The 19,106-nt window shown below is 45.4% G+C and carries 9 protein-coding genes; 4 read left to right on the top strand and 5 right to left on the bottom strand.

What is annotated here, in order from left to right; all coding sequences use genetic code 11:
* Positions 1-214 precede the first annotated feature (214 nt).
* Both BM736_RS07475 and BM736_RS07480 read right to left on the bottom strand, forming a co-directional pair.
* The gene (locus BM736_RS07475) at positions 215-2,977 is read right to left on the bottom strand and encodes a sulfide/dihydroorotate dehydrogenase-like FAD/NAD-binding protein (protein ID WP_076410469.1); all 2,763 of its coding nucleotides are present in this window, start codon (positions 2,975-2,977) and stop codon (positions 215-217) included.
* Positions 2,978-2,979: 2 nt separating this feature from the next.
* On the bottom strand, positions 2,980-8,028 hold the full coding sequence (locus tag BM736_RS07480; protein ID WP_076410471.1) for a 2-oxoacid:acceptor oxidoreductase family protein: 5,049 nt from the start codon (positions 8,026-8,028) through the stop codon (positions 2,980-2,982).
* Positions 8,029-8,902: 874 nt separating this feature from the next.
* On the opposite strand from BM736_RS07480, the gene BM736_RS07485 reads away from it, so the two are divergent.
* The 4 genes from BM736_RS07485 to BM736_RS07505 all read left to right on the top strand — a co-directional run bounded on the left by BM736_RS07485 (position 8,903) and on the right by BM736_RS07505 (position 14,093).
* Positions 8,903-9,712: a TerC family protein gene (locus tag BM736_RS07485; RefSeq protein WP_076410473.1), complete on the top strand. Its 810-nt coding sequence runs from the start codon at positions 8,903-8,905 to the stop codon at positions 9,710-9,712.
* 926 nt (positions 9,713-10,638) lie between these two features.
* Positions 10,639-10,869 carry a hypothetical protein gene (locus tag BM736_RS07495; protein WP_076410477.1) on the top strand — a complete coding sequence of 77 codons (231 nt, stop codon included), beginning with the start codon at positions 10,639-10,641 and terminating at the stop codon, positions 10,867-10,869.
* A 468-nt stretch (positions 10,870-11,337) separates the two neighbouring features.
* Positions 11,338-12,273 carry a DMT family transporter gene (locus tag BM736_RS07500; RefSeq protein WP_306170159.1) on the top strand — a complete coding sequence of 312 codons (936 nt, stop codon included), beginning with the start codon at positions 11,338-11,340 and terminating at the stop codon, positions 12,271-12,273.
* 164 nt (positions 12,274-12,437) lie between these two features.
* A complete protein-coding gene (locus tag BM736_RS07505) occupies positions 12,438-14,093 on the top strand; it encodes an SUMF1/EgtB/PvdO family nonheme iron enzyme (protein ID WP_076410480.1) in 1,656 nt (551 codons plus the stop codon).
* A gap of 115 nt (positions 14,094-14,208) precedes the next feature.
* On the opposite strand, the gene BM736_RS07510 is transcribed toward BM736_RS07505, so the two are convergent.
* The 3 genes from BM736_RS07510 to BM736_RS07520 form a co-directional block, all read right to left on the bottom strand.
* Positions 14,209-16,017: a winged helix-turn-helix domain-containing protein gene (locus BM736_RS07510; RefSeq protein WP_076410482.1), complete on the bottom strand. Its 1,809-nt coding sequence runs from the start codon at positions 16,015-16,017 to the stop codon at positions 14,209-14,211.
* 137 nt (positions 16,018-16,154) lie between these two features.
* Positions 16,155-16,928 (bottom strand): hypothetical protein, encoded by a 774-nt coding sequence (locus BM736_RS07515; protein WP_076410484.1) that lies wholly within the window; start codon positions 16,926-16,928, stop codon positions 16,155-16,157.
* 83 nt (positions 16,929-17,011) lie between these two features.
* Positions 17,012-19,066 (bottom strand): alkyl/aryl-sulfatase, encoded by a 2,055-nt coding sequence (locus BM736_RS07520; protein WP_218638749.1) that lies wholly within the window; start codon positions 19,064-19,066, stop codon positions 17,012-17,014.
* Between the last annotated feature and the right edge of the window lie 40 nt (positions 19,067-19,106).

A 19,106-nucleotide genomic window follows, 5' to 3' on the forward strand; every position in this document is an offset into this window, starting at 1 on the left:
CCGGAATGACTGTGGGCGAATACTGGAATGTCGGTGAGGTGACAGTGGATGAGTACCAGCATGTCAGAGGGGGCTGATCGATCTATTCGGCTGGCCATAGTTATGAGTCGATGTAAAAAGCCAGCTCTTTAGCGAGTATTCAAATTTGGGGGTACTCGCGAGCTGGCTAAAATCTTCTTAAAACTTAAAACTTAAAACTTAAAACTTCTTAGCCTTACTCTTCAATAAACTTATGCTTTATCTGGCTGCGTCGCTCTTGGGTTTTAAATTGATTAAAGCGTGGTAGTAGCTTGTCCCAATCGATCACATGGCTGTTGATCTCCGGGCCATCGATACAGGCATGCTTTCGTACTAGCTTGCCATTTTCCATGACGGGCACCATACAGGCGCCGCACATACCAGTGGCATCTACCATGATGGCGTTTAAGCTGGCTACGGTGGGCACTTTATAACCTAAGGTCTGATCGCTCACTGCACGCATCATCATAGGCGGACCTATGGTGACGACCTCTGCGATGAGCTCTGCAATCAGCTCACCCTTGCTTTCTTGGTTGTGTTTATGCTGTTTAAGCATGGTCTCGAGTGGGGCAGTGACAAAGCCCTTGATGCCGAAACTGCCATCATTACTGGCATAGAACACCTCAAATTGATCACCGTATTTATCGCGAAGTACCTCAACCTTGTCTCCTTCATCAGTCCAGAAGCGTTGCTCTATGCCTCTAAAGCCGGATATCAATGTGACCTTGTTACCCAGTGCTAAGTGGGCACGCATGATGGGATGTACAGCGGGTAGGCCGACTCCACCTGCGGTGAATACCACTCGCTCATTGCTCTTATATTGCTGCAGGTGGCTAGGTTGACCAAGTGGGCCTGCGATAGCGGTAAAACAGTCACCTTCTTGCATGAGATTGATCAGGTTGGAGCTGCTGCCTAGGCCTTGTATTACCAGATCGATAGTGCCTTTTTCTGCATCCCAATCAGCTAAAGTGAGTGGAATTAGCTCGCCCTTTTCATCGGCGAGGACTCGCACAAATTGGCCTGCCTGAGCTGAGCGGGCAATAAAGGGCGCGTTAATGGTGAACTCGACAATTTCATCGGTTAACTGACGGCGGCCGACTATCTTAGAGGGCATTTGACCAATATCAGTGTAGTCCTTCGCCGTAGCCACCATAGATTTGATCTCTTGGGGATTAAAATCTAACCCTTTCATAATCTCTTTGGCGGCAGCCTGACCATCACCAGCGGCTTTAATCGCGGTAGAGCCCCCTCGGGTGGCATCACCACCTGAGTAGATCCCCTCAAGAGAGGTTTCTTGTGAGTTCTTCTTGACAACAAGCGTGCCCCACTTAGAGGTTTCAAGATCCGGCTCGGCATCTTTTACTATTGGGTTGGAGTCATTACCCAAGGCCATAATGGCTAAGTCGACTTTCATCAGCTCTGATTCACCAGTGCGCTGTGGGCGGCGACGGCCCGATGCATCGGGCTCTCCCAATGACATAAGGCCGAGAGTTGCACTCGCAAGTACATGGTTTTTATCGCCATGGAACTCGCTAGGAGAGCAAAGCTCCTTAACAACTATGCCTTCCTCGAGTGCATGGTGTAACTCCTCAACTCGGGCTGGCATCTGATCTTTAGTACGGCGATAGACTATGGTGACGTTTGCGCCTAAACGGCAGGCAGTACGGGCGGCATCCATGGCGGTATTACCACCACCAATAATCACGACCTCTTTGTCTTCGACGTCGGGAAGTGGCGTCTCGTAATCATCTTTATGCGCCTGCATCAAGTTGACGCGAGTGAGAAACTCATTTGCCGACATGATGTTGTTTAGATGCTCACCAGGGACATTCATAAAGCGCGGCAGACCTGCACCAGTACCGACAAACACTCGAGTAAAGCCTGCACGTTTAAGGTCGGCAAATGTTGCGGTTTTACCTACGATATAGTTAGTCACAAAACGGCCGCCAAGGGCTTTAATTTTAGCGACAACATCATCGATCAGCTGATTAGGCAAACGGAATTCAGGAATACCGTAACGCAATACTCCCCCTAAGGCATGGAAGGCTTCAAAAACGGTAACTGGATACCCAGCCTTGGCTAACAGGTAGGCGTTGATCAAGCCTGAAGGACCTGAGCCCACGATAGCGATAGGCGGCTTAGTGGCTGCCGCCCATGGATTGACTTCACAAGGTACGGGGAGATCTGTGCCAAGCTCAGACTCGCGTTGTGGCAGGAACCACTCAAGCTGACCAATCTCAATAGGACGCTCATTGTGAGTGCACACTCCCTGGCATTGCAGCTCTTGGGGGCAGACTCGACCTGTTACATTAGGCAGTGGGTTAGCTTCACGAATGAGTTCAAATGCGGCGCGAAACTTTCCTTCACCCATAAGGTTTAGCACCTCAGGGATTAAGATTTTAACTGGGCAACCGCCTTCGTTCTCACCTTGCTGCTCGCCTTTGTCGTTGCATACAGGCACACCTATCTCGCAGGGCCTGTCTTCACATTGCTTGTCGCGGATCACTTCAAGCCAGACAAATAGTTCAACCTCTTTGAGGCTATAACCTAGCCCCATATAGCCAAGATAGCCTTGGGTCACTAAGTCAAAGTCTCGGCGACGCTCCTCTGCTGGGCGGACATAAGGCGGAATATTATTCTTACCTGGCCAGCCTTCTGAAAGGCCTTTGAACATAGGATAGCGCTCACTTAAGTGCTCATCGATCCCCTGAATAAAGGCCCGCTTCTGTTTTAGCGGTATACGCCATAGATAGCGTTGTAGTGCGACACTAAGATCGTTTTCTTGTAATAGAAGCTCCCATAGCTTACTAGTGAACTCAGCACTGAGCTTGCCATTTTTCATCGTTTGACGAATAGCTTGCATGCTGTCGTCAATTACCATCTGTTGAAAACGCTTGGGATCTTGCTCCATTCGCTGCATCAACAAGTCGCGCTGGGGCTGAGATAAAGAAACAGTCATAATCAGACTCCTACCTTAACTGGTGCATTGAAATGGATGATCTCCGCATCGCATTCATCAACGATGCGCTCGGCTCTGCGTATTAAATCATCAGTTAAGGTGACACTGTCTACGGCGCCAGGGATCACTTGGGCCACGACTTTGGCTTCGCCGTTGTCAATAATCGTTGTCTTCTCGAACAGCTCGCTCACCTGCTGGTAGCAGGACTTACAATCATTACACTCAGCCTTTTCGTCTTCATTGATAACAACGATAGGCTGATTGCCTGCGGCTGGTGAACTTGAGCCACTTGTGCTGCTATCTAGCTGGGTTACCGCAATACGATTATCTGCTGCACGAGAATCTGGCGCGAATGAATTTGCTGTCATCGCAAGCTCGGCTAGGCCATTGGCCATGTTATCGATTGTTGCCTCTTTAGCTTCCATAGCTTGGTCGTAGCGTTGGCGCCACTGCTCTAGCTGCTGCTGATAGCCAAGTTCAAGTTGCTTCACATACTGACCACTGAGCTGCTGCAGCATTCTCCAGTTACGCAGACGCTCTTCACAAAGGGCAACCAATGAGTCGACTATGCCGAGTTGGATAAGCTGCTGTTTTTTGTCTGTCGCCCAGATCACGGGGGTCTTATCTGCGCGCTCTGTTTGACTCAGTTCAAGATAGTCGGCTATCTCAACCACATCATCGTTTGCGCTGATGGTTCTGAACTGCTTTTTGAAGCGTCCCTCAAATAGCGCGAAGTCGGCAGGAGTAAATGGCACCTGCTTAAGCTGTGTCATGCCATCGCTATCAACATAAGTAATGGTTTGGGTTGCCCAATCTTGTGTGACCTCTGGGTTTCCGTCCAGTGAGAAGCGCTCCGCTAAGGTTTCGCCCTTACGTGGATCGTGCACAAATACCGGGTTCATCCGACTCTCAACCGCTAAGCGTGAATGGCGGGTACTGGCATCATCGGCGATACCGTGCTCACCCATACAGGGGGTGTATACATCAAGCAGTGCTGGAGCATCTTGGTAGTTTACATACTCCATTAGGCTAGACATAAAGTGACCCTGAAGGGCTGTTGATGTCTGAATAACCAGTACCTTAGGGTGGAAGCTGGCAATGATACCTAGCTCTTTACGCACCTCTTGCTTACCGCTATGGGCCTTACCAACACGGCTAAGATCTGAGTCCTGTCCGGTGAAGCTTGAGGTCGACGCTTGGCCACCTGTGTTTGAGTAGCTACCAGTGTTAAGCACCAGCACCTTAACAGGAGTCGATGTGGTCAATAAGCGGGAAAGGGCGCCGAAACCGATATCATAGGTTGCTCCATCACCACCTACGCTAAAGACGGTAGGAAGTAGCGCAAGCTCGCTGTCGCTAAGGCCTGTCCACTCAAGGTATTTAAGTTGCTCATCGTGTACCTGTGGATCGTATTGGTCGTTAATATCTAGCTTGGCACTGCGCACCGCTTTGATCTGTGCAAGTTGATTAACCACTTCACCTTCAAACAAGCCTTTAGCAATCGCTGGCGTGTCTTGGAACAAGCTATTGATCCAAGGGTCTTGATAAGGATTCGATGGGAAGGTTGATGCATAAACACTACTACAACCTGTGGCGTTGGCGATGAGAGCGTCCGATGGACCATTGCCTGTAGGGCCTTGCTCAAATAGGTAAAGGCGCTTATCGAGTAGCTTAATGGTTTGCTCGATACGCTCAAGACGATGTGGGTCGCGGCTATCGACAGTCTTCTCAGCAAGCAGTGTCTCTTGCTTAGCTTCTAGCTGCTCAATAAACTGCTCTAGTTGCTCGATATGTGCCTTATAGCGCTGCTGCTGTAGGGCGCGGTTAATCGACGTGACGAGACGAAGCGCGGTGACCTCACCACAACCACGACAAGCCCCATGACCTGAGCTCATGGCGTAGTAGTTATTTCTATCTAGCAGTAACCGTTTAGCTTCACCGGCAGATTGAGTGGCTTGCTCTAGGAAACGGATTGGGGTGTTGGGTAACTCGGCTAAGGTATCGAAATGCTGCTGGACCTGATTACTAAGCTCTGTTGTTTGGCGGGCCTTTGATAGGGACTTAGGTCCACAAACATCGACGCACTCCATACAGCCTGTACATTTACTTGGGTCGACGGCTAGGCTAAATAGACCACCTGTACCGGGAACATCGTTTTCCATTGCATCGAAAAATGGCTTAGTAAAGCTCATCGGTATGGTTTCGAGTACCACACATAAACCTGCAATATGTTTCACCGCAGGCCCAGTGAAAGACATCTTGTCGACAACGGTTGCGACAATTTGCGGTAGTGTTGGTGATTCACCTTTCGCTAGATTGCGGTAATGGTGACGAATACCATCACAAATTGGCTGGATTTGAGATTTGGCCTGCACTAACTGAGCCGGTGGAATTTCAAGCTTGTTAAGGGCGTAAGTAAGTAGATCGTGTAGCTCATATACACCATTGGGGATCGCGCCATCAGGGCAGGCGATAGTACATTCCATACAGCCTGTACATGAGTCTGGATCAAACTTAGGTACGTTAAGACGGAATAGACCTTTATCTTTAGTAATCGCACTCGATGGCGGGATAAACATGCCTGAACCTGGAATGACGGGCGCATCGCCGATTGTACCGTCGATATATTTCTCACCTGCGATATTGTTGAAGTAGCTTTGATCAAATAGGCCACAACTCGCCTGATTCTGCTCTTGCTTCTTAGCACATGAGCTTACAGCTGGCTCTGGAATATCATCACTAAAATCGGCATAGTTAACCGCCTGAGTTGCCTCAATACCGTCACTAATTACCGCCATATTACCGGCAACAATTTTCTCGCCCTTGGCGCCAAATTTCTTGTTGATCTGTTTCTCTATTCGCTCAAGCATCTGCTTAGGATCGGTATCACCTGTCACCTGATCGGCATGGCCTGATAACGCGCCAATAAAGGCGATACCCATCATACGAATTTCGAGATCTGGCGTAGGGGCATGTTTACGTGCTACTTCAAATGCATCGACAATATAGAAGTGGATATTGTTTTCACGAATATACTGTCGGGCTGTAGCTGGGATCTCTTTCCACACCTGCTCTGGAGTATGGTGGGTTTGTAAGATGAAGGTGCCATCTTTTTGAAGGCCAGCGAGCGGGTTAGTGTGCATAAACACCTTATGATCTGGTGATAGCACTACCTCCACTTGCTGTAGCTCGGCGTTGGTTAATTTGATTGGGTCTGGCGAAAGCGTGATAAAGAAGTTAGTGGGGGCACCACTTTTTTCTGAGCCATATTTAGGCATAGACTTGGAGTGTAAGCCCAGTGCCCCAGAGAGGATATCGGTGAGCAGCTTACCTGTTGCGATTGTGCCGTAACCCCCTACAGAGTGGAAGCGGATGCGCATAGCGCTGTCTGGTAGCAAATTAGGGTTCGCACCCACTTCTAGTGCCATCAGCTCTGTGCCTGGATAGGCTTGACGTAAGCGGTTTTGAACAAGCTCTAACTCGCCCTTGGCATTTTCATCGAAGAAGGTCGTACCCACATAGAAGAATGGCTTAGTCGCCTTGGCGTACATGTTATCGAATACGGCAATAAGGTGCGCAGGTTGTAGATCGTGACCACCTAAACCGAAGATGCCTGTGCTTAACTGAGGCAGCTTTTTAAGGGGCATGATACCTGGATGACGTACTTGGTCGGCATTTTCACGGGCTTTCATCAATGAACGAGACACGCTTTCAGTCAGGCGAGTCTCATCACAACGCTCGAGAACGGTGACTGACTTTTTACCTGCTAGCTTCTCAATGAGCTTAGCTTCTGGGAATGGGTAAAGCTGCTTAAGTGAAAGTACGCCTACTTTTTTACCTTGGCCGCGCAGGTATGTCGCAACAGCTTCGGCGTCATCGGTGACTGAACCTAGCCCGATGACGACATGCTCTGCATCTTCACACATAAACTCCATAACAGGTTCATAGTGACGACCGGATAGCTCACCATATTCCGCCATCGCTTGTTCGATAAACTGCGGTACATCGCTGAGAAAGTGAGTGCGGTGATCGACAATACCGGCTTGATAATCTGGTTGGTTTTGCACGCCGCCAGTTAACCCTGGGTTATGGGTATCTACCAATGCGGGGACGCGCTGGCGAGTGTCTTTCTCGTAGGCATTTAACCAAGCGCGGCGCCACTTGTTTTGCAGCTCTGTTGGCACCAACGTTTTGGTCGCTTCAATGAGCTTACCGCTGCTGTCTGTTTCGACTTGCTCACTGTTATTATCAAGGTAGGCTTGAAGTTCAGTCAGTTTTTCAGGCCAGAACTCATCTTGATTTTGCCCGATAAAGTGATTCAGTTGCCATACACGGCCCTTAGCACCATAAAGTAAGCGTTGAGCTTCTGTTGGGGCGGGGATACGATCGCTGGGATCGCCAAGGAACTGCTTCAGTAGTTCAGGCTCTGGCAGTTGTACTTTGCTTTGAATGTGGCTGGTGGCAAAGCCATCCATGGTATTCGCCACTGGGATCAATGACTGGGCGCTCACTTTATAGGAGATAGCCGCCATATCGGCCGCTTCTTGGGCGTTACTGGCAAATAGGGTGGTGTAGCCAGCCGAGAGTAAGGCATAGACATCATCGTGACCTGCCATTACGTTCAGTGAATGGCGAGACACGGATCGCGCTGCAACGTGTAATACAAACCCTGCAGTCTTCTTACCAACAGTGACGTAATGTGACTCTAGGGCGTAGAGAATACCTTGGCTCGATGACGCATTGGAGATATATTTCCCGCCTGTTAAGGCTGCGGCTAATGCGCCACTTTGCGCTGAGTGTTCCCCTTCTGGCTCGAAGAAGAAAGGGTGATTCCCCCAGACGTTGCAACCACCTTGGGCGCGAAACTCTTCATAGATCTCGGAGATCTCTGTCGATGGGGTGATGGGGTAGCCAATTACACCGCCACAGACATAGTTCATGACATGCGCAACGGCACCATTTCCGTGGATGACGGTATCTAAACCTGGGTATTGGTTAGGCTTGCACGTTTGTTTGTTACTTTGGCTGCTCTTTTGATCAGATGAAGACATAACTTGATGTTCCTAAATTTAATTAGGCTAGTTAAGTCGTCTATGATATGTGATCAATTATCCATTGGATCTGCATAAAACGCCGTTGGCGCTAACTTAAAAGACGTACCTTAGCTTTGGCCTAAAAGGTGGTTGAGATACCTAAAATGCAGGTACACAAAAAGAGGTATGCATCAGATACTACATCAGGTTTAGAGAATGAAAACGTGGCTTAGATCACGAATTTAATGTGAATCCACTTAAAAGCATCAGTGCTTAAGTTCATGAAAATTAAATAGAATCATATTGATAGTGTTATCATCGAGAGTATCATTTTGATAGCTTTTTTATCATAGTAATTACTATCGATAATCATGCTCATTTACGTTTTTTTGCTGGTTTTCACAAGGTGAAATAACGGGCTTAAATTTTTTCGTTTAAGTCGTTACAGCTCATGAACTTACAATTGATACAGTCATTAAAGTGACTAGCTACCTGCATATCATTCATTGTTTATCACTTCTTGATTAATAATCGGCATTGCTCTGTGATTGATACACATTATTTTAGGGGTAACTGAACTAGTCTGAAGTAGGTAAAATCATGAGGTAAAGCTGATTAAATTTAAATTAATCTGTTAGATACCTTAAATTAATGATTTATAACTATATGTATTTAAAGTTTATTTGTTTGAAGTTGTGGTGTTTATTACTGTTATTGTGGGTATCTTGTTGTGATGGAAATAACCTGGTGATTATATTCTGTTGTCAGCCCTAAGTATTGGTGCTCTAATCGCAATGTATCAATTACTTAGAGGTTTTAAACTTAAAATGGATGACCCACGAAGTCGACTGACAATGTTATTTTGCTACCAATACCAGGAGCTTAATTCATCATGTTAGAACTCTTCCTACTACCTGAAACTTGGATTGTATTCGCCACCCTGTTTGCACTGGAAATAGTCTTAGGTGTCGATAACTTAGTCTTTATTTCGGTGCTTTGTGAGCGTTTGCCCAAAGAGAAGCGCGAGCTGGCACGTAACTTAGGCATATCATTAGCTGTACTATCTCGTATCGCTTTGGTCTTTTCGATTAGTTGGATAATGACACTCACTAAGCCGTTATTAACCTTGGCTGGAATGACCTTTACCGGTAGCGAGTTAATTTTAATTTTGGGTGGTCTATTTTTGCTACTCAAGAGCTTAAAGGAGCTTTGGTCTTGGCTAGTGAGTCATTCTGAAGTGAATCAATCTAACTATGCTAAAACAGGTTTAGTGGTGATTTTATTGCAGATCGTTGCTGTAGATGCAGTGTTTTCTATGGACTCAGTGATCACTGCGGTGGGGCTTACTAATGAAGTGCCTATCATGGTTGCAGCTATCTTATCCTCTGCAGTTGTGATGGTATTGATTGCTGGTAAGATCAATAACTTGATTCTAGCTTATCCAGGTTTTAAAACCTTGGCGCTACTCTTCCTCGTTTTATTAGGAGGACTATTGATAGCGGAAGGTTTTGGTGTGCATGTGAATAAGGGTTATGTGTACTTCGCCATGGCTTTTGGTCTAATCACAGAGCTTTGTCATGTGTTATTAAAAAACAAGCAAGGCAAGCGGTTACTGATTAAGGCCAAGTTCAAAGCTAAGGTTAAAGCTGGTGTAAAAGTTAAAGCTAAAGCACTCGATGTTAATAAAGCTATTGAAGCTTAAACCAAGTTTGATAAGCCAGCTTATGGGTTAATCTAAAACCTCTTAGCCAAAAAAGGAGCGGTATTACCGCTCCTTTTTTATTTATGCTTTACCTGTGTTTATCTTATTGCTTTTAATACCAGTTGTATTAAAAGTTTGACCATTCAGCGGGAATTAAAAGCCCTGTAGGCGAGATGGGCGATTGAAGCTAATAGTTATTCTATATCGAAAACGCTCATCGAAGTATAAAGGGCTTTGCCATTGCTTTGAACATCAGCCGCACTACGTGAACGTCTTAGACTTCCCACTTCTGCTTTGCATTAGCTCAAAAGGGAATAACCATTTGCTCACTAATGCGCCTTGAATTGAAAAGCCTAAGGCGCTCTGAATTGCTTAAATACTTAATGCAATTGGTATAAGGTTACTCAATAATCTGTTTTGTTACTGACTTAGTAACCCAGCTACCTGATTGATAAACTTGTTTATATGTTGACCTTACATTCTCTCTCGTTTGAGTTACCGACTGGCTATCGCCCTCTTGAGGAGGAGCCGGGAGGTTATGATGGCTATAAGCTGCAACCGTTTTTTTTGGGGAGGTGTTATGGCTTTTTAGAAGATGGTCATCATCTGTCAATGTGCAGCTAGTGAGTAACGTAAAAGTGCTGAGGTATACCAGTGAGGCTCTCATGATTCAAAGTCCTTTTATAAAATCATAAAGTCTATGCTACTTATCTTTGATCGGTTATTTCAACCTTTTTGGTGTTTTAACTTGTATCAGGGCGCTATAACTTAAGTATTTGATTTCAATTCTGGTTCGCATCACATAGGGTTGACGATTCACAATAAAGGCTCATTATAGGATTAGATATCCAGCCTGTTCTGCTATCTGCTTTTGTAGATGTTAGCGTTAGTGCATTAAGGGAATACATTTAGATGGAGAAGGGATAGTGACAGATGCCAAACTTATCTTAATCCTTAAGTGCTGCATCTCTGTGGGCATTTGCTTAATCCTACTCGGGATCTACTTTCATAACTTTAGTGAAAGTATAGAAGCCATGGGCGTAACAGGTATCATCATTAGCGCCATGTGTGTGGCTTTTGGCATGGCATTATCCTTACCCACTAAAATGTATTTGACCTTTATCCTGGTAAAACGGGAAGCTGAAAAACAAGAGTAGTCAGTGTTGGGACTAATGAATTCGAACATTGCAACTGACTATAATACCAATCGGTATAAAGATGTGGCCATTCAGCGAGAGTTTAGCGCTTGTGAGACAAGGCAACGAGTGAGAGACATAGTTATTCTACGTTTAAGCTCGTTAACGCAGTATCAGAAGTGCTAAAACTCGCCTTCTAGGAGTTTTTTTGGCAGCCTACTTCTGTGTTGAATAAGCTCAAAAGGGATCACCATTCCCTCACTCATTCGCCTTGAATTAAGCCGCCAAAAATAACTCTGAACTGACTACTTTCTTATACCGCTTGGTATAATACTTGTGACTAAATCTATAGTTATGCGCTAAAAGCTGAGGTAAGATGCAAGCGATATTAAAGATAACTTTCTAGATGATTTTCTAGGTAATCTAGGTATGGTTATCTTGCTTTAATATGGGATTTTCGTCTGCGCCATCTCTCTTGATGTGTGCTCAATGGCATTCAATGCAAAAGCCCTATTTTTTCCCTTTCGTCAGTTCGATTTCAAGTCTAAAAGTGAGTTGTTGATGCGTGCAGAGTTGTACCTACTTGTCGCCACCTTGTTGGCTGCGCTAGGTTGGATTGCCTCAAAACTAGTTGTTTTGGAGATGCCGGGTGAGGCATTTATTGCTGTAAGATTTTTGCTTGCTAGCCTAGTTTTATTGCCATTTTGCTATAAGCAGATGCGCAAGTTAAGCCTGCGGCAGGTACTATTAGCTTGTGGAGTAGGCGTGTTTCTTGGGCTTGCACTGCAAGTTTGGGTTTATGCAGTCTCTATCAGCGCGAGTTTGTCGGAAGGCGCTTTTATCATGAGTTTGGCGATGATTATAGCGCCTATGACTTCATGGTTGCTGTTCCAATTAAGGCCAAGCAGAGCATTTTGGCTGGCACTGCCTGTTAGTATTGTCGGCATGATGTTGTTGACTTTAGGTGATGGTTGGCATCTCGATGAAAGCCAGCTCTATTTTCTCTTAGCGGCTGCATTGCTCTCAGTTCACTTCGTGTTAAACAAAAGGATTAGCAGCCAGTTAACACCGTTGGTTTCAATCTGCTTGCAGATGTTTATGGTCGGTGTTGTGGGGTTAATCTATGTGGCATATACCCAGAACTTTAACTTCGAATACAGCCATAGCTTACTGTTTTGGTTTACGGTTTCGACTATTTTTGCCACTTCGATACGCTACTTGCTGCAAACGATGGGGCAATATTCTGTGAAAATGGAAACAGCCGCTTTGATAATGATCTTAGAGCCAATCTGGACCATGATGTTAAGTGTCTCTATGTTAGGGGAGACACTAGAGGCGCAAAAGGCGTTAGGTGGTGGGGTAATATTCTTATCTTTGTTCCTCTATATTAAGCTCTCTAGGCGCTATGCAATAGCCGCAAAGTAAACCTGATATAAGCTCATTACTCGTATCAATGCTTGTTAGCAACACAGGTTTAAAATATCTAGGATTTTTCTATTTTCCCTTTATTGAAGGGGAAAATAGAATTTTCATAAGATCCAATCCTCTGAAACTCATATTGTTTTTCCTATCAACAAAAGGAAATTGATATGAGCCCATTACTTAGATTCAACCCAATCATTTTAGCCCTTACTGGCATAACATTAACCTCTACAAGTTCAGTATTTGCTGCACAGTCCGATTTTATAGAGCCTCCTATGGTAAGTATTCCAGCAGGAGAATTTTTAATGGGTAGCGATCGCGGTGATGAAAATGCAAGGCCCATTCGTAAAGTGTCTATTTCAGCTTTTCAGATGGGCAAATATGAAGTGACGGTTGCAGAATTTAGAAAGTTCATTAAAGCGACCGACTATGAGATGCCAAGTAATTGCTATCAGCATGTATTAGGTGGCCCAACAGAGGAGTTAGCTGCATGGGACACTAATATTTATAACTTTAGTGATTATCATCCTGTGGTGTGCTTACCCCAGCAAGCTGCGGTCGACTACGCCAATTGGCTGACAGAGCAAACAGGAAAGCATTATCGACTGCCATCAGAAGCTGAGTGGGAATATACCCTACGTGCAGGAACCAGTACTCGATACTTTTTTGGTGATGAGCAAGCTGCTTCAAAAGCCTGCCAATACGGTAATGTTTCCGACTGGTATGCGGCGGATAAGTCAGCGGAAATATTTCCTGGAGCCAATGTAAGAGATATCGAGCAATGCAGTGACAATGAAGCCACGCTAGCAATGGTTGGCCTCTATCAAGCCAATCCATTTGGTGTACATGACCTAATTGGTAATGCCATGGAGTATCTAGCAGACTGCTATGTTGATAGCTATAAGGATGCCCCTGTGGATGGCAGCAAGGTGACAGTCGATGGTTGTGAGTCTTTTGTCGCTCGTGGTGGCAGTTGGCATTGGTTCCCTTGGCATTCAAGTGAGCGTAGCTATATAACTAACGACTTTTTGGGCGCCATTGAAGGCTTTAGGTTGGTGCTTGATACCAAAGGAAAAGAGTTACCTTCGCAAAAGGGGGATGCTCAGTTCGTGCAAAAACTGACTCTTGCTCAGGATAAGGTGAAGCTTAAGCATGCAAAGAATCCTGCGTATCCTAGTAAGCCTCAGGGATTAAAGGTTGCTGAAGTTAAAGGAGGCAAAGTTGCACTGAGCTGGCAAGGGAACAGCGAAGCCTATTTGAGTGGCTACAAGGTCTATAGACAGGACCCGCTCACTAATACCAAGAGGGCTATTTCTACACTCATTAAAGACACGCACTTTATCGACACGTCGCCTTTAGCGCATAACGCGCGCTATTCGGTCGTGGCATTAAACGGAACCACTGAGAGCCAAAGCAGTGAAGCCGTCGATAGCGGCTCAAGTTTGGTACATACCTTACCCATTAAAATTCAGGGGGAGGCGTTTAATTTTGCCCATGGTGCAGAGGTGAGAGATTCAACCATGGAGCCTGATAATGATAAGATTTTTAGCTCTTTAGGGGACAAAAAAGCGTCTTATCAAATTCGAGTCGCCCGTGGTGGCAAGTTTCAATTTGATGCTAGGGTATTTCATTCCGGTGAAGCTCAAAAATTTGAACTTTGGCTTGGCGATCAAAAGCTGGCGTCACCTCAACTTGAAGGGGAGAGAGGCTGGAAAACGGTCAATAATATCGTGATTGAATTACCCCAAGGTGTTCATACACTGACCATTGAAGGTAAGCAGCCTAGGTTTGCGGTTAATTGGTTGGATGTAAAAGCCATCTAGTCATCACTCGCTACAGCCACTTGAAAGTGCGAGTTGAAGTGGCAATAAAGCCTAAAAGAGCTGGTAGCTATGATGCTGCCAGCTTTTACCGTTTTCCTTTATAGATTAACTGCCTTTATAGGTTAAGTGCCAATAGCTTAGTTTCGTTAGCCTGTCGCCAATTTACTGTGGCGTTTTCATTAATATACTGCGAATAAAAGTCATAATTTATCTGTTCATTAGGCGAGTTGCATAAGAGTAAAGCCACGTCTAAACCAATATATAGTTCGCCTGAAAGCTGTGCTTGTTCGAAAGTGCGCCGGGCATGACTGATAAATAGGTCTGTTTGCTGTTTAGCCTGAGCCAGAACTGTTTTTAGGTATGAGTTATAAGCATTATCAGCTGTGACATTATCAATCAATGCCTGTGCTTCATCGAGTCGATTGTGTTTGATGTAATGAGTCATCAGTTGTTCACGGCTCGATTGAGCGACCCAATGCTCAGGTGTTAGCGCGGTAAACTCGAGCACTTGTTTTAAGTGTGGCTCTTTATCAGCTGGATTTTCGGCAAAAATAGCATAATGAAAGGGGACTTTTGCAAAGTGATAAATAGGCAGTTGATACTCTCGCATCTTATTTTCAGCTTGTTGTAAGTACAAGTATTTATCATCTTCTTGATGCTGCTTATGGGCCATAATAGAGAGATAGGTGAGCGCATCGAGTTCGCGGGGAATGTCTTTAGCATCAAATGAGAGTTGAGCCGATTTGAGTAAACTGGCTTTTATCGCAGCATAGTCATCTTGTAGATGATATAACCAAGCTTTTGAGTGCCAAGCATCGGCCTGACGATTGAGGTCGTTAATTTTTTCAAATTGCTCAATGGCTACAGTGAGTTTTTTAGCACTTAAATCGTATAATTTCTTGCGGGTTAAAATTGTACTTTGAAGCAGGTAAGCGTTACCTAATTGCTGCATATCTCCTTGAGCTAGTGCTAGCTCGGCAAGTTTATCTGCCATCACCATGGCTTTTTCAAGTTCCCGGGTACTTAGGTAACTGAGTATCAGTTTACCTAAAATTATCAGGTCGTCAGGGGCTTGTTGGTTGGCAATCGATAACTTGGCTTGTTTTAACTCTGGTGACTGAGGTTGACTCATTAGATCATAAATCAGCGTTTGCTTTAAGTGCAGCCTTAATTGTTCGATCACATCTTTTGTTGATGTCCCAGTGAGTTGACCATACCAGTCATCGAAAGGACCCTTGATAGAAAAGTCCAAGTAACTGAGCTGTCGATAAGTACGTATCTTGCCAGTTAAAACATATGGGTTTATCTGCGCCACATTAGGGTATTCGAGCTCCGCTGAGGTTAGGAACTGGGTTATCTCTAAGTGAGGTAAAGGGATGAAGTCAAAGAACTCGCTGTCTGATAGTGTCACCTTATTGGTGTCTTGGGTATCGGTGAATGGAATATAAGCTATTTTTATAGCTGGCCCGTCATTTAAGCCATCAGGCTCGCTTGGCCAATTGATTACCCCAATCATGCAGATAACTAGAGCTGCTAGTACGGCATACAGCCAATAGGGCTGAGCTTTGGGCATGGAGAGGCTTGATGAATCTTGTGCGCTGTGGACTGCACTGTCTAGGGGAGTCGGGGCTACGATGTCAAAGTCTAGTTGCCATTGATAACCTCGCTTGGGGAAGGTTTTAATCGCAGTGTTGCCAAAAAGGGCTCTTAAATGGCTAATGTTTTGGAAAATCGCTTGTTCTGAAACGACCTTGTCTTGCCAAACCTGAGATAAGATATCTTCTTTGCTTAACACTTGGTTGGCGTGCTCAAGCATAAGTAGTAAGACTTTGGCTTCGTTATTGCGAATCGAAACGGTTTCACCATTTTTTGATAATACTAAGCTTTCACTATCAAATTCAAAATCTGTAAATCTATAACGCATTGTTTTTATTATGTGGACTTTGACTGTTAACTAGTTTCACACGATATTAACCTGTTGGCTACAGGTGGATGGGCTTTTAGCCGTAAATCAGCAAAGGCAAAAGCCCTTGCTGACTGGAAAGTTAGTATTCTTGCAAATTAGAACTGGTGATTAAACTCGATGCGCCAATCGATATTGTTATCTTGGTTAAACTCTGTATTGGCATAATTGGCAAATAGACGAATATTCTGCTTAGGGTTTATCTGATAGCTGGCTACCACCTCATGATACAAGCCGTCCATTCTATCTGACATGTACTCGTTGTTGTTTATCGTGGTCATGTACATGGGGTTGTAGTTAAGCCAAATTTTATCGGTGAGCGTTATTTTTGCATAGGTTCCCACCACCGCAAAGCTAGATGGAATGGCGTAACCTATGCTGCCCACTGGGTTTTCATCTCCTCTGATCACTGCCGAATCGGTGATCGTGATACCCACGCCAGCAAGCGGATATAGCTGTAGTGGCCCGAGTGCAGGCAGGGCCTGAATGAAGCTATAGGAAGCACTGCCCAGGTTCGTATTGAAGTCCCAGTTGACATCAATTTGAGTGCCGCGGCCATTAGTTGTATCTAAATTAAAGTTTCGAAAGCGCACTGTGTTGATAGAGTCATTACCATCGAGTCCTAGGCTATCACCTGCAATCCCCTTGAGCTCGATGATATTCATCGCCATGGTGTCGATATTACCAGTGTCATAACTGTTGCCAATTTTTAAGTTGAGCCCGTTATTAGTGACGCCGGCACCTGCCTGGGTGTAGACAGCAAGAGGATCTGACATGTCTTGTGTTTCATCAGTTTGCTCGGCAATAGCATGAGCGGATAATGTTAGCGGCGCTAAAACTGCCAGTGTATTGATAAGGGAAAATGTCTTCATAATATACTCACTGAAAAGAGAGATAGAGCCCTGATAGACAGGGCTGCTAACTTAATGTGCTTAGAGGTTTTCTGGGTACGGGATTACTTGCTCTGGGCGATGGGCAAGATCTCAAACAGTGGGCTGAAGGTATCTAGAGTCGGCATAATTTGTTGGATAAAATCTTGCTGCCCCTTGATGCCGGCTTGTTTGCTCTTTAACAGCTCAGCCAGCGTTGTTTCGCCTATCATCACAGAGGCCAGATCGGCTTTGTTGATGTAGAAGGTTGCATCGGCACCAGCAACTTCTTGGCTGGTACTGACGTTTGCCATATTGCCGTTGGAGATCTCTGAGTAGAAGTACTCTTTGGTATCTGGGTGCACTAAGTTGAAACTCAGAGTTAGCCCAGCTTCAACAGCTTTTGGTGCATTTAAACGAACCGCAAGGTAGTCCAGAATATTAAGGGTCGGGCTATTAGCGACTATGTCGGCAGAGTTCTGTTTGATTGACTCATGAATAACATTGGTGCGTAACTCGTAAGCACCAGATAGGTATGAGTTGCGCCATGCCATTGTTTCAGACTGATAGCCTTGCTGCTCAAATGAGTCTGCTAGCAAGTTACGGGCTGCTTGATTATTGGGATCACATAGCACCACATCATTAACGAGCTGAGATGCGGCTTGATATTCACCTTTATCAAAACGGGCCTGTGCACCTTTCATTAAAGTGTCGACACCTGCAGTTTCAACATAGACGCAAGATTTGTCCTGGCTCGTTAACGGGTTGGTGTTGACAGGGTTTAGGTCATGGTAACCAAGGTAAAGGTTAACCACTGCACGGGCATTGTGTGAGTATGAACCATGGTAACCATTGGTATGCCAGGTATTAAACTGAGCCTCTGGAATAATCTTATCAATTTCACGGCCTACATCATTGATGGTGGTGCCGTGGTTCGCTAAACGCAGTGCCTGGTTATGAATAAAGCCGTAGTTATCACGTTGTAAGGTGATGTACTCATTGATATCGGCAGTTTCCCAAACCGGAGCTGAGTGAGACGAGGTAAGGGCTTCAATACGATCGCCATAGGCAAGCTTCATGTCAGTGAGATACTTACTCCAAGCCAGTGCATCACGAACTTTAGCGCCACGGAAGGTATAGATGTTGTGCATGCCGTGGTAGGTCAGTTCACCGGTAAATAAGGTTTTGTACTTCTCTACCCAAGTAATAATTTCTACTGGGGCTTCAGCTCCTGGCACATTGGTAAATTCAAACTCAACACCATCGATGACATGTTTCTCAATCTTGTCAGTGATGTCTAATGTTGGCGTGATTAGCGTCAGTCCGCCTACCACTCCTGGTGTTAGCCCGATGGCGTTATCGACGGTGCCGTGGGCGTCTTTACCCAGTGTGACACCATATTGGTAGTTTGAGCGGCGAGACATCGCGTTGCCCGCCAGCATATTTTCATCGGCGAGGGCCTGTACAAAACCATCGGCTGCCACGATCTTCACATCATCGGCAAAGTCTTCGCTTAAGCCACGTACGCCACCAAAATGATCACCATGTGGATGAGAATAGATCACTGCGTGTATGGTGTGCGGGGCTGGTAAGTGCTGCTTTGCAAACTGCCAGGCAAGCTTAGTGGTTTCATCAAGAAAGCCTGGGTCGTTAATTACATAACCGCTGTCGGTTTTGAAAACGGTAATATTGGCAATGTCGTTGCCACGAATTTGATAAACCCCATCGACGACTTCATATAAGCCCTCGGCTTGATAGTTCATTAAGCCTTGGCGAAAGATGGAGGGGTTAACGGTATCAGGAAAAGCTTGTGGGTCTATGTCTTGCATCATATCGCTGAACTGCAGACGTGCTTTACCGGCGTCATGATCGCCAAATGCGGCGATGAGGCCTCGCTTTTGCTGTTCAAACGCAGTCATATCAGAAAATGGGAGGCGCTCGGCAAGTGCTTTATTAGCCGCAGTTGTGTGTTTTGTCGCAGCTTTACCTTGGTAAGCGGCCATTTCGGCTGCATTGATATGCTCATGCTCATGGTTATGAGACTCGCTGTCATCATGAGAGTGAGCCGCCACAGTATTAAAAGAGATCAGGCTAATAATGCTTGCTGCAAGGACCGTTTTTTTCATCATCTTGTTTTGCATAAGAGTCACCAATTAAAGTAAAAACTGATAAAGGCAAGGA

Source organism: Shewanella sp. UCD-KL12, from assembly GCF_001957125.1.
GTDB lineage: Bacteria > Pseudomonadota > Gammaproteobacteria > Enterobacterales > Shewanellaceae > Shewanella.

Excerpts from the sequence above, each read along its gene's own strand:
- BM736_RS07500 (WP_306170159.1), top strand. The coding sequence starts at position 11,338 with ATGGCATTCAATGCAAAAGCCCTATTTTTTCCCTTTCGTCAGTTCGAT.
- BM736_RS07515 (WP_076410484.1), bottom strand. The coding sequence starts at position 16,928 with ATGAAGACATTTTCCCTTATCAATACACTGGCAGTTTTAGCGCCGCTA.
- BM736_RS07480 (WP_076410471.1), bottom strand. The coding sequence starts at position 8,028 with ATGTCTTCATCTGATCAAAAGAGCAGCCAAAGTAACAAACAAACGTGC.
- BM736_RS07505 (WP_076410480.1), top strand. The coding sequence starts at position 12,438 with ATGAGCCCATTACTTAGATTCAACCCAATCATTTTAGCCCTTACTGGC.
- BM736_RS07510 (WP_076410482.1), bottom strand. The coding sequence starts at position 16,017 with ATGCGTTATAGATTTACAGATTTTGAATTTGATAGTGAAAGCTTAGTA.
- BM736_RS07475 (WP_076410469.1), bottom strand. The coding sequence starts at position 2,977 with ATGACTGTTTCTTTATCTCAGCCCCAGCGCGACTTGTTGATGCAGCGA.
- BM736_RS07485 (WP_076410473.1), top strand. The coding sequence starts at position 8,903 with ATGTTAGAACTCTTCCTACTACCTGAAACTTGGATTGTATTCGCCACC.
- BM736_RS07520 (WP_218638749.1), bottom strand. The coding sequence starts at position 19,066 with ATGCAAAACAAGATGATGAAAAAAACGGTCCTTGCAGCAAGCATTATT.